Genomic DNA, 12849 nt, shown 5'->3' on the forward strand with positions numbered 1-12849 from the left:
AAATGTTTACAGGCTACTCCATTTTATTGAATTTAGCCTTCTTGCTCCCTTCATACATAACGTATTTCACCAAGCGCGACTCTAAATGACTATTAAAAACTTTTATCTTTCTAGAAGGACGCAATCCCACAAACTTTAAAGCTTCCAAATTAGAGGTTATAAACCAGGCATCGGTACCAGGATAATTTCTTTTTAAGGTATTACCAATATCGGCATAAAAATCTTCCATTTCAATATCCAATCGCTCTCCATAAGGCGGATTAAATACCATATGCAAATGGTTCTCTGTGAATTTTTCCGTGTCGAAAAAATTCTTTCTCTCTATTGTGATATATTCAGATAAATTGGCGTTTTCAACGTTATCAATGGCCTTTCTAACTGCGGATGGGGCTTTGTCATACCCAATGATCTTATGATGAAAATCTCTAGTTCTATTAAGACTACTCTCCACGATCTTATCAAAAAGTGCTTCGTCATAATCGTGCCATTTTTCGAATGCAAATTCCTTTCTGTTTATGTTTGCTGGAATATTACAGGCAATCATGGCCGCTTCGGTCAATAAGGTACCGCTACCGCACATTGGATCTAGAAAATCGCATTGCCCGTCCCAACCACTCAATAACAATAAGCCAGCTGCCAACACCTCGTTAATAGGTGCAATATTAGTTGCCGTTCTGTATCCACGTTGATGCAAGGATCTCCCTGAAGAATCCAAGGATACGTTACAATGATCATTTTGGATATGTATGTTGATTCGCACATCTGGGAATTTAATATCAACATCTGGCCTACTGCCATCCGTATCCCTAAACCTATCTACAATGGCATCTTTAGTTTTTTGGGAAACATATAAGGAATGTGTGAAATTCTCCGAATTCACCGTGGCATCAATAGCAAATGTAGTATCAATGGAGAGGTAATTAAACCAATCCATATCGTAGATTTTCTTGTAAAGGTCATCTTCGTTCCTAACTTTAAAAGAGTAGATTGGTTTTATAATCTTAATAGCGGTTCTAAGACACAAATTAGCCTTGTACATAAATCCTGTATCTCCTTCAAAAGAAACGCTTCTTATCCCCTCTTCTACGTTGCTGGCACCGAGGTTCCGCAACTCCTTTGCCAACATTTCCTCGAATCCAAACATGGTTTTAGCAACCATTTTAAAATTATTGTTCATACCTACCTTTAAAATTACCGCAAAAATACATTAATTTTAGCCCCCATTAGGCAATTTCCCTAATTAGTACAACACCTAATTAATCGTCCATGAATTATTTACTACCCATACTAGCGGTAATGTTGAGTTTTCTATTTGTTTATATCACCAAACCAAAAAACAAAGAAGTCTTTAAATTATTACTTGCGTTTAGCGGTGCATTTTTATTGGCATTGACCGTTTTTGAACTTTTCCCTGAAGTATATACTGATACCGATTCCAAAATGGTTGGCGTTTTTATTATGCTAGGTATATTATTACAGATATTCTTAGAGTTTTTTTCCAAAGGAGCAGAACACGGCCATGTACATTTGGACCCAGATAACAAGGAATTTCCATGGATGTTATTCGTTAGCCTTTCAATACACTCCTTATTAGAAGGGCTACCCATAGAAAACCACCACAACATTCTTTACGGGATTTTAGTACATAAGATCCCTATAGCAATCATTTTAAGTATATTCCTTTTGGCTTCCAAAATTAAATTGGTCCCCTCCATATTATTTATTGGGCTCTTTTCATTGATGACACCCCTTGGAACCCTGATAGCGGCAAATTTCACCTTCGTGGAAACCTATGCCGTTTATCTAAATTCACTTGTAATAGGAGTCTTTTTACATATTTCAACGGTCATCTTATTTGAAAGCTCAGAGGCTCATAAATTTAACTTACGCAAATTGTTAGTCATCATTATTGGGATTGCAATCGCCTATGCTTTCTAGTGTTACATTAAGCCTAAGTTACCCCTAATCCAATACGTTTTTTGCGGGTTATCATCGTTAAAAAACAAGTCATCAGCTACGGCCATGCGATGATTTTTTGCCTAGATTTACCAAAAATCCATGATTACCTTGTGTGTCATTTCAGCTTTAATTTAACACTTTATGTTCAGCAAGGAAGAATCTAAACAGCTACGACAAGAATTTTGGGTTTCATTTGGAAAATCGTTTCCCAGGAAATGGACCTTATATCAAACCACTATAAAAGATTTCTCTTTTAAGTTCCACTTTGACCAGAAACAGGCCATGGTTTCCATAGATGTTGAAAATCAGGATTTGGAAAAGCGAATAGAGTTATGGGAAAAATTAGAATCCCTTCGTTCCATTTTAATTATGGAATACCTACCAAATGCCAATTTTAATGATAGTATCATCCTTGAAAATGGGAAGGAAATCTCCAGAATATGGGTTACTAAAACCAATGTTTCTATACACAACAAAAACACTTGGCAAGAGACTATGGAGTTCTTAAGGGATACTATGTTGAAAATAGAAGCTTTTTATACGGAGTTTGAGGATATCATTAAGCCATAGCGACTATATCATAATGTCCCATAAAAAGAATATATCATATATTTTCAATGGTATAAAATATTATCCCTAGGTTCAGATTAGTCCGCTAAAAAATGGCCGTGAAATTACTAATAAGGTCTCCAAATCGAACACTATTTAGCGCGTCAAGTGTAAAACTTGGGGAGAATCTTTATCTTTGACAACAAAGAGATTAGATCTTGGATATAGAATTAGTGCGGTATTTATTGCCAGAAGGCGTTTTGGATTACTTTGAAATTGTAGGCCATAAATCATCAGAAGGTAAGATTCATTTTTACTTAGAAGAAAAGAACGTGCTCCCCAAAGAGCACCAATCAGAAATAGCCCAGTCCAAAGGCTTCCTGCCAGAGATAACAGTTGAGGACTTCCCCTTAAGAGGTAAATCGGTACTGCTCCATATAAAGCGTAGGCGCTGGACTCTTATGGATACGGGAAAGATCATAAAAAGAGATTGGAATTTAATAGCTAAAGGCACTCGGATAACCAGCGAGTTTGCCTCTTTTTTAAAAGGTATCGCTTGACACCCATGCCGTAAGCGCTAAACGGTTTGGCGACTATTATAAAATTAATGGCAAAACCCTACAGTATCACTACAAAAACCATCTTAGCGACTTCAAGGATTGGCCACAAAAGAAACATTCACAAGATTGGTTGCTCTTTGGAAAAAATTTAGGCTACTATTTAAGTTTGGATGAAACCTCTTTGTCCAACGGTGAGCTCTACACGATTTTAACCAATAAAGGAGCTAACGGAAAGAAAGGTTGTATAGTGGCCATTATCAAGGGAACTAAAGCGGATGACGTCATCAATGTACTTGATAAAATCCCTGTGGAAAGACGAAATATGGTCAAAGAAGTTACTGTCGATATGGCCGGAAATATGAATTTGATCGCTAAAAAATGTTTCCCTAAAACAGAAATCGTGACCGATAGATTTCATGTCCAAAAACTAGCCTCAGAAGCCGTCCAGGAAGAACGTATCCGATTAAGATGGGAAGTTATAGAAGTGGAAAACAAAGCCATTGAGGAAGCTCGGAAAACAGAAAAAACATATAGACCAGAACTTCTCACTAACGGAGATACCCATAGACAGTTGCTGGCCAGAAGTCGATATCTGTTATTTAAATCAAAGACCAAATGGACTGTGGGACAAATAGAAAGAGCGGAAGTATTATTTCAACTTTACCCAAGTATTGAAAAGGCTTATAAGTTGGCCCAAGCATTATGCTTTATCTATGAAAACAATACGAACAAGGATGTAGCAAGACTAAAATTGGCACATTGGTATAATGAAGTAGAAAACTCAAACTTTAAGTCGTTCAATACCATAGCAAGGTCTATACAAATGCATTACAAACCGATTTTGAACTATTTTAATAATAGGAGCACCAATGCTTCTGCGGAATCTTTTAATGCAAAAATTAAAGAGTTCAGGGCAATGTTCAGAGGAGTAAGAGATGTCACGTTTTTCTTGTTTAGACTAACTAAATTATATGCCTAATTTATGGCACTCCCCAAAAATATTGCTTGATCCTATTTAGCACGCCTTTATTTGGTACTGCAAAAAAGACCAAATCTCCTATTTGCCGGTATAAAACAATTTCACAACCCCTCCTGTCCGGGCTATTGTGCATACAGATTACCATGCAAGTATTTTCATGTTCAAAAACTAGCCTCAGAAGCCGTCCAGGAAGAACGTATCCGATTAAGATGGGAAGTTATAGAAGTGGAAAACAAAGCCATTGAGGAAGCTCGGAAAACAGAAAAAACATATAGACCAGAACTTCTCACTAACGGAGATACCCATAGACAGTTGCTGACCAGAAGTCGATATCTGTTATTTAAATCAAAGACCAAATGGACTGTGGGACAAATAGAAAGAGCGGAAGTATTATTTCAACTATACCCAAGTATTGAAAAAGCTTATAAGTTGGCCCAAGCATTATGCTTTATCTATGAAAACAATACGAACAAGGATGTAGCAAGACTAAAATTGGCACATTGGTATAACGAAGTAGAAAACTCAAACTTTAAGTCGTTCAATACCATAGCAAGGTCTATACAAATGCATTACAAACCGATTTTGAACTATTTTAATAATAGGAGTACCAATGCTTCTGCGGAATCTTTTAATGCAAAAATTAAAGAGTTCAGGGCAATGTTCAGAGGGGTAAGAGATGTTAGGTTTTTCTTGTTTAGACTAACTAAATTATATGCCTAATTTATGGCACTCCCCAAAAATATTGCTTGATCCGAAATCATGAAGGGACTCTTAAAAAAAGGCAGCGGCCTATCCGTGACTGTCCACATCTACAAGTAAAACGCAGTAGAGGTGGTAACAGGAACTGATCACGCCAAGGGCGTGCCATTATAAGAATTATAAAACAAAAAAAGTCCCTCCATGAAATCATGAAGGGACTCTTAAAAAAAGGCAGCGGCCTATCCGTGACTGTCCACATCTACAAGTGAAACGCAGTAGAGGTGGTAACAGGAACTGATCACGCCAAAGGCGTGCCATTATAAGTTAAACCATAAATAGATAAAATTAGCCATCAGTGACTGTCCCTGGGTGCAAGCGAAGCGAAGCACAAAGGGCCACAGGAACTGATCACGCCAAGGGCGTGCCACTATAAGAATTATAAAACAAAAAAAAAGTCCCTCCATGAAATCATGAAGGGACTCTTAAAAAAAGGCAGCGGCCTACTCTCCCACTTAGTGTAGCAGTACCATCGGCGCAGACGGGCTTAACTTCCCTGTTCGGAATGGTAAGGGGTGGGCCCCGTCGCCATGGCCACCTTAAATCGTTGGTTAGCACAACCCGCTATTACGGGAGGTGTTCACCGCGCCACTAGGGCGCAATATCGTTGACATATTAAAGGGACAGGATGACACTGGAAACGGCAAATATAAGGTAAGGTACTTGTTCTTGAAAAAAAAAGGTTTGTTGCGCCCCGCAGTTTCCCACGGGGCGACGTTTGCGCAAGCCAACGGGCAATTAGTACCACTCGGCTACGTACATTGCTGCACTTCTACCTATGGCCTATCAACGTGGTCATCTCCCACGGCCCTTTAAAGAAATCTCATCTTGTGGCGGGTTTCGCGCTTATATGCTTTCAGCGCTTATCCCATCCCGACATAGCTACCCAGCGATGCTCCTGGCGGAACAACTGGTGCACCAGCGGTCAGTCCGACCCGGTCCTCTCGTACTAGGGTCAGGTCCACTCAAATTTCTAACGCCCACAGTAGATAGAGACCGAACTGTCTCACGACGTTCTGAACCCAGCTCGCGTGCCACTTTAATGGGCGAACAGCCCAACCCTTGGGACCTTCTCCAGCCCCAGGATGTGACGAGCCGACATCGAGGTGCCAAACCCCCCCGTCGATATGAGCTCTTGGGGGAGATCAGCCTGTTATCCCCGGCGTACCTTTTATCCTTTGAGCGATGGCCCTTCCATGCGGAACCACCGGATCACTATGCTCTACTTTCGTACCTGATCGACCTGTATGTCTCTCAGTCAAGCGCCCTTGTGCCATTGCACTCTGCACACGATTGCCAACCGTATTGAGGGCACCTTTAGAAGCCTCCGTTACTCTTTTGGAGGCGACCACCCCAGTCAAACTACCCACCACGCATTGTCCTCCCATAAGGGAGTTAGGCCCCGGACAAACAAAGGCTGGTATTTCAACAATGACTCCACCACGCCTAGCGGCGCAGCTTCAAAGTCTCCCAGCTATCCTACACATTGGTTGCCCAAGGTCAATACGAAGCTATAGTAAAGGTGCACGGGGTCTTTTCGTCCCACTGCGGGTAACCGGCATCTTCACCGATACTACAATTTCACCGAGCTCATGGCCGAGACAGTGTCCAGATCGTTGCACCATTCGTGCAGGTCGGAACTTACCCGACAAGGAATTTCGCTACCTTAGGACCGTTATAGTTACGGCCGCCGTTTACTGGGGCTTCAATTCAATGCTTCTCCCCGAAGGAATGACATCTCCTCTTAACCTTCCAGCACCGGGCAGGTGTCAGGCCCTATACTTCATCTTTCGATTTTGCAGAGCCCTGTGTTTTTGATAAACAGTCGCCTGGACTCTTTCACTGCGGCCCCCCCGGAGGGGGGCGACGCTTCTCCCGAAGTTACGCGTCTATTTTGCCTAGTTCCTTAGCCATGAATCTCTCGAGCGCCTTAGAATACTCATCCCAACCACCTGTGTCGGTTTGCGGTACGGGCTGCTTCACTTGGTTTTCTCGGAGGATGTTAAGCTGGATTATCACCTTGGCCGAAGCCTCGGTGTACTATCGGGGCGTTACCGCTCCCTTCAACGTACTATTCCGTCAGTACGCACCAACGCCACATCCCCGTCACTTTTAATGTGAGCAGGTACAGAAATATTAATCTGTTGTCCATCCACTACCCCCTTCGGGTTCGCGTTAGGTCCCGACTGACCCCCAGCTGATTAGCATAGCTGGGGAAACCTTGGTCTTTCGGCGTGCGGGTTTCTCGCCCGCATTATCGTTACTTATGCCTACATTTTCGTTTCCAGGCGTTCCACGGAGCCTTACAGATCCGCTTCAACACCCCTGGAATGCTCCCCTACCCCTCCAAATTAATGGAAGTCACAGCTTCGGTGATATACTTATGCCCGATTATTATCCATGCGGAACCGCTCGACCAGTGAGCTGTTACGCACTCTTTAAATGAATGGCTGCTTCCAAGCCAACATCCTGGCTGTCAATGCAGTTCCACCGCGTTATATCAACTTAGTATATACTTGGGGACCTTAGCTGGTGATCTGGGTTCTTTCCCTCTCGGACATGGACCTTAGCACCCATGCCCTCACTGCACACAAACATTTTATAGCATTCGGAGTTTGTCAGGAATTGGTAGGCGGTGAAGCCCCCGCATCCAATCAGTAGCTCTACCTCTATAAAACTATGTATACGCTGCACCTAAATGCATTTCGGGGAGTACGAGCTATTTCCGAGTTTGATTGGCCTTTCACCCCTACCCACAGGTCATCCCAAGACTTTTCAACGTCAACGGGTTCGGTCCTCCACAGTGTGTTACCACTGCTTCAACCTGCCCATGGGTAGATCACACGGTTTCGCGTCTACTACTACTGACTATGGCGCCCTATTCAGACTCGCTTTCGCTACGGATCCGCACCTGAAGTGCTTAACCTTGCCAGTAAAAGTAACTCGTAGGCTCATTATGCAAAAGGCACGCCGTCACCCCACGAAGGGGCTCCGACCGCTTGTAGGCGTATGGTTTCAGGATCTTTTTCACTCCCTTGTTCAGGGTTCTTTTCACCTTTCCCTCACGGTACTGGTTCACTATCGGTCTCTCAGGAGTATTTAGTCTTGGCGGATGGTCCCGCCGGATTCACACAGGGTTTCACGTGCCCCGCGCTACTCAGGATACCGCTATCAATTATGCTCTTTGCTCTTACGGGACTATCACCCTCTATGGTTCCTCTTTCCAAAGGATTCTGATTCATTACACATTAAATGTCGCGGTCCTACAACCCCGATATTGCCGGAACAACATCGGTTTGGACTAATCCGCTTTCGCTCGCCACTACTTACGGAATCACTTTTGTTTTCTTCTCCTCCGGCTACTTAGATGTTTCAGTTCACCGGGTTTGCCCTCCTTGCGGAGTACCATATCTTCAATATGGTGGGTTGCCCCATTCGGATACCTGCGGATCATATCGTGTGTGCCGATCCCCGCAGCTTTTCGCAGCTTATCGCGTCCTTCATCGCCTCTGAGAGCCTAGGCATTCCCCATACGCCCTTATCTAGCTTGTCGCCAGACCTTTTATATTATACGCCCCCCTTGGCGGCTGCCTTAGGGGACACTCTTGTACTTGTACTTTACTTTACTTTTGTGTTTCTTTTTCAGTGTACGCAAAGACCTGAATCTGTTGCGCACCCTGTCCCAATATGTCAATGAACTTTCCAACAGTTCGCCCATGGTCTAAAAAAAAAGACCAAGAACTTGCCGTTCTCTGCCATAGGTTTGCACCTTTGGCGTTTTGGTGGAGAATATCGGAGTCGAACCGATGACCTCCTGCGTGCAAGGCAGGCGCTCTAGCCAGCTGAGCTAATCCCCCGTGTTCTATAAGTCGGCAGATGCCACTTTACAGTCGTCAGGTTTCCCAACTTCTAGAATTTCCTAATTCAATACTTTCAATCAATGAACGTGTGTCCCGAAGAACAAAATTGTAATTTGTAGTCTCAGGCAGACTTACTGCTTACAGCAGTATGAACTTCTTGTCCGCACCTCGCCTACGTTGTAATTTGTAGTCTCAGGCAGACTCGAACTGCCGACCTCTACATTATCAGTGTAGCGCTCTAACCAGCTGAGCTATGAGACTCACTATATTAGTATATGTAAAAACAGAAAACCGAATAAACGGGCGCTTGCGCCCTACTCCCAATGGCAAATACTCTAGAAAGGAGGTGTTCCAGCCGCACCTTCCGGTACGGCTACCTTGTTACGACTTAGCCCTAGTTACCGATCTTGCCCTAGGCCGCTCCTTACGGTGACGGACTTCAGGCACTCCCAGCTTCCATGGCTTGACGGGCGGTGTGTACAAGGCCCGGGAACGTATTCACCGGATCATGGCTGATATCCGATTACTAGCGATTCCAGCTTCACGGGGTCGAGTTGCAGACCCCGATCCGAACTGTGACCGGTTTTATAGATTCGCTCTGCCTTGCGGCATGGCTGCTCTCTGTACCGGCCATTGTAGCACGTGTGTGGCCCAGGACGTAAGGGCCGTGATGATTTGACGTCATCCCCACCTTCCTCGCGGTTTGCACCGGCAGTCCCGTTAGAGTCCCCATCATTACATGCTGGCAACTAACGGCAGGGGTTGCGCTCGTTATAGGACTTAACCTGACACCTCACGGCACGAGCTGACGACAACCATGCAGCACCTTGTGATCTGCCCGAAGGAAACTCTATCTCTAAAGCTGTCAGACCACATTTAAGCCCTGGTAAGGTTCCTCGCGTATCATCGAATTAAACCACATGCTCCACCGCTTGTGCGGGCCCCCGTCAATTCCTTTGAGTTTCATCCTTGCGGACGTACTCCCCAGGTGGGATACTTATCACTTTCGCTTGGCCACCCAGCATTGCTGCCGGACAGCTAGTATCCATCGTTTACGGCGTGGACTACCAGGGTATCTAATCCTGTTCGCTCCCCACGCTTTCGTCCATCAGCGTCAGTATATAGTTAGTAACCTGCCTTCGCAATCGGTATTCTATGTGATATCTATGCATTTCACCGCTACACCACATATTCTAGTTACTTCACTATAACTCAAGACCACCAGTATCAAGGGCAATTCTACAGTTGAGCTGCAGACTTTCACCCCTGACTTAATGGCCCGCCTACGGACCCTTTAAACCCAATGATTCCGGATAACGCTTGGATCCTCCGTATTACCGCGGCTGCTGGCACGGAGTTAGCCGATCCTTATTCTTACGGTACCGTCAGAGGGGCACTCGTGCCCCTTGTTCTTCCCGTACAAAAGCAGTTTACAATCCATAGGACCGTCTTCCTGCACGCGGCATGGCTGGATCAGGCTCTCGCCCATTGTCCAATATTCCTCACTGCTGCCTCCCGTAGGAGTCTGGTCCGTGTCTCAGTACCAGTGTGGGGGATCCCCCTCTCAGGGCCCCTACCCATCGCAGTCTTGGTAGGCCGTTACCCTACCAACTAACTAATGGGACGCATAGTCATCCTCCACCGTAATCTTTACCCTTAATATGATGCCATACTAAGGGACCATGGGGCATTAATCCAAATTTCTTCGGGCTATTCCCCAGTGAAGGGCAGATTCTATACGCGTTACTCACCCGTGCGCCGGTCGTCAGCGGAGCAAGCTCCCTGTTACCCCTCGACTTGCATGTGTTAGGCCTGCCGCTAGCGTTCATCCTGAGCCAGGATCAAACTCTTCATCGTTGATTCTTAAATTACTTCGATCAACCATCAGGAGTAGAATGCCCGGCCCGTATTTTCGGTTTTCTTTTCTGTATCACAATCTGTCGCCAGATCATGATACGCTGTCTTTACAATATGTCCAAGAACTTTTAATCTCTTTATTTTCCTTCACTCCGTTTCCGTAAGCGGCTGCAAATGTACAACCCTTTTTTAAATTGACAAGCTTTTTTTTGAGAAAAATTAATTTCTTTTTTTACTCGGCAACTTCGAATCAGGAATTTCAAATAACGTGGTGATCTGCTCACCTGCCGCTCACTCACTTTCACTTCGTTTGCGGGGTGCAAATCTACCACCCCTTTTTAAATCCCACAAGCTTTTTTAATAAGTTTTTTTCCTTTTTTTAATACCACAACACAAAAGACTGTAAAACAGGTTTTTGCAATACTAAAGTATTGAGATATTAGTATTGAGTATTGAGACAGATGTACGGAACAGGGCTTTGGATGATGCGCGACCTAGGCGTTGTCGCTAAAGCGAGCTGTCTTTTCAATACTAAGAAAAGCCTAGGACATCTATATATAGGTGTTGAATAGGCATGGCGAGCTTAGGATGCGGAATTACACCTGGGACATTATACGCCCCACCCCCAAAGCAAAGCGCCCTGTGGCCTGCCACGGCCGCATAGTGGTCAAACATCAATCACACCACATCAAGTAATGAAGCAACTACTTTATAAGAAGATAGACAATCGCGGAGCGGAAACGTTAAACGCACCGCGTTAGGCTCGCCAGCCGATAGGCAGGGATTGAAGCGGCATCCCCGAAGCATCGCAAGGGATACAGCGGAAAGCCCGACCCGACGAAGGAGGGAACGCCCAAATAAACACTAATACATAGCCCGCAGGTAAGTTCAAAAACGCCATCTACACAGCAACAAGGCCTTAATATCTTTCATAAAAAGGAAACAACAGCTTTTGCATTTCCTGTTTCAACGCATTGGTACCTATTATATAGTTATTGTGCATAAAACTAAAGTAGAGCATCTTATTGCTTTTGGTAAGGAGATATCCACTTAAGCAATGCGTTCCGTCTAAGGTTCCAGTCTTAGCATAGATATATGGTTTTGCATTCCCCGAGGCATACCAGGATTTTATGGTTCCTGATTTTCCGCCGGCAGGAAAAAAGGCGTAGATCTTTTCTTCGGGTATTTCTTCCCGTATTTTCTTTAAGAGGGCTATGATACTTCTTGGCGTAAATTTATTATGACTGGAGAGTCCAGATCCATCTACCCATACAGGCTTATCTGGCAGATCACTTAAATAATTTTTTTCAGCATACTCTATTACCTTTCCAATATTTAAAGAATCGAACAATTTATCAGATGCCAATACCAATAATTGTTCCGCCAGGAAATTATCGCTAATGGTCATCATTTGCTTAAATAAGGAATCGGTCTCCACTCCTTTTAATTTAGTATGCGGAAGCCCCGCTACCAATTTGTACTCTATTTTATGCACTTCCTTACCAAGAGTGTCCATTAGCATTTCTAAAGTCAGTTCCGACGAAGTGGCAAATGGCCTGTCGGTTTCTATCTCCACCGTATCCAAAACAATATTATATTGGAAAAGGTTGGCATCACTATCCCTATCTATAGTATACTTAAGGGTAGACATATCTTTGTTGAGTCGAATATCCTTTGCGAAAAAATGGGGCGAATAGCTGAGATCTCTATCCCCCGCGCCTTTTGTGAAGCGAACGATATTACCATACATAGGAAGCGCTGTTCTTTGAGGTCCGTAATAATACTTATACCAATTCCAGGACCAACCCGAACCGTAAGCCGTAACCTCCTCCGAATTATCGGCCCAATACAACTTTTTATTAGTAGACCTTAACAATTCCAATGCACTAACATCATTAAAATCAGGATGCAGAAAGGCAGGGTTCCCAGTACCCCAAAATACAAGTGAATCTTTTGTTTCCCTATAATTAAGGCTATTTACTGTATCGCCTAGGATTTTATAAGCGGTATAAAAGGTAAACATTTTGGTGTTGGATGCAGGAATAAAATACTTATCCTCGTTCTGTGCATATAGCACCTTATCCTTATTGGGATCATAAATAACAATGCCTGTAAACCCTTGTTTAAATACTTCTGAATTCTTAATTGGCTTGATGAGACGTGAAGTAACACAACTTGAAAAGAGGATACAAAGTGATAGCAATAGAAAGATATGTTTCATAAACTTATCAATAGGTCGATTATAGGTTTTTTGGTAGTGGATTTTCTTGCCTCTTGACTTCTCATAATTTAGAATCCAAGTTTTTGATAACGCACCATAAATACACAA

7 protein-coding genes, 2 tRNA genes and 3 rRNA genes are annotated in these 12849 nt (G+C 43.6%); 5 read left to right on the forward strand and 7 right to left on the reverse strand.

Features of this window, described 5'->3' with window-relative positions; genetic code table 11:
• Positions 1 to 13: 13 nt before the first annotated feature.
• Positions 14 to 1177, reverse strand: coding sequence for a class I SAM-dependent RNA methyltransferase (locus tag KCTC52924_RS01405; protein WP_251808548.1), 1164 nt, complete (start codon positions 1175 to 1177; stop codon positions 14 to 16).
• An 89-nt stretch (positions 1178 to 1266) separates the two neighbouring features.
• On the opposite strand from KCTC52924_RS01405, the gene KCTC52924_RS01410 reads away from it, so the two are divergent.
• From KCTC52924_RS01410 to KCTC52924_RS01430, 5 genes are all read left to right on the forward strand, one after another.
• Positions 1267 to 1938, forward strand: coding sequence for a ZIP family metal transporter (locus KCTC52924_RS01410; protein WP_251808547.1), 672 nt, complete (start codon positions 1267 to 1269; stop codon positions 1936 to 1938).
• A gap of 162 nt (positions 1939 to 2100) precedes the next feature.
• On the forward strand, positions 2101 to 2529 hold the full coding sequence (locus KCTC52924_RS01415; RefSeq protein WP_251808546.1) for a DUF4268 domain-containing protein: 429 nt from the start codon (positions 2101 to 2103) through the stop codon (positions 2527 to 2529).
• 197 nt (positions 2530 to 2726) lie between these two features.
• Positions 2727 to 3068 (forward strand): hypothetical protein, encoded by a 342-nt coding sequence (locus KCTC52924_RS01420; protein ID WP_026812320.1) that lies wholly within the window; start codon positions 2727 to 2729, stop codon positions 3066 to 3068.
• A gap of 43 nt (positions 3069 to 3111) precedes the next feature.
• Entirely contained in the window at positions 3112 to 4047 is a 936-nt protein-coding gene (locus KCTC52924_RS01425) for a transposase (RefSeq protein ID WP_370671538.1), read from the forward strand.
• Between the two features lie 51 nt (positions 4048 to 4098).
• Entirely contained in the window at positions 4099 to 4767 is a 669-nt protein-coding gene (locus tag KCTC52924_RS01430; RefSeq protein ID WP_370671498.1) for a transposase, read from the forward strand.
• Positions 4768 to 5233: 466 nt separating this feature from the next.
• On the opposite strand, the gene rrf is transcribed toward KCTC52924_RS01430, so the two are convergent.
• The 6 genes from rrf to KCTC52924_RS01460 all read right to left on the reverse strand — a co-directional run bounded on the left by rrf (position 5234) and on the right by KCTC52924_RS01460 (position 12741).
• A 5S ribosomal RNA gene (gene rrf / locus KCTC52924_RS01435) occupies positions 5234 to 5345 on the reverse strand.
• 176 nt (positions 5346 to 5521) lie between these two features.
• A 23S ribosomal RNA gene (locus KCTC52924_RS01440) occupies positions 5522 to 8357 on the reverse strand.
• 226 nt (positions 8358 to 8583) lie between these two features.
• A tRNA-Ala gene (locus KCTC52924_RS01445) sits at positions 8584 to 8660 on the reverse strand.
• A 190-nt stretch (positions 8661 to 8850) separates the two neighbouring features.
• Positions 8851 to 8924: transfer RNA gene (locus KCTC52924_RS01450), tRNA-Ile, on the reverse strand.
• A 78-nt stretch (positions 8925 to 9002) separates the two neighbouring features.
• A 16S ribosomal RNA gene (locus KCTC52924_RS01455) occupies positions 9003 to 10520 on the reverse strand.
• Together the 16S, 23S and 5S rRNA genes with 2 tRNA genes alongside form the textbook arrangement of a ribosomal RNA operon.
• A gap of 919 nt (positions 10521 to 11439) precedes the next feature.
• Positions 11440 to 12741, reverse strand: a complete 1302-nt coding sequence (locus tag KCTC52924_RS01460; protein ID WP_251809120.1) for a D-alanyl-D-alanine carboxypeptidase — start codon at positions 12739 to 12741, stop codon at positions 11440 to 11442.
• Between the last annotated feature and the right edge of the window lie 108 nt (positions 12742 to 12849).

It is taken from the genome of Arenibacter antarcticus, assembly GCF_041320605.1.
Taxonomy (GTDB): domain Bacteria; phylum Bacteroidota; class Bacteroidia; order Flavobacteriales; family Flavobacteriaceae; genus Arenibacter; species Arenibacter antarcticus.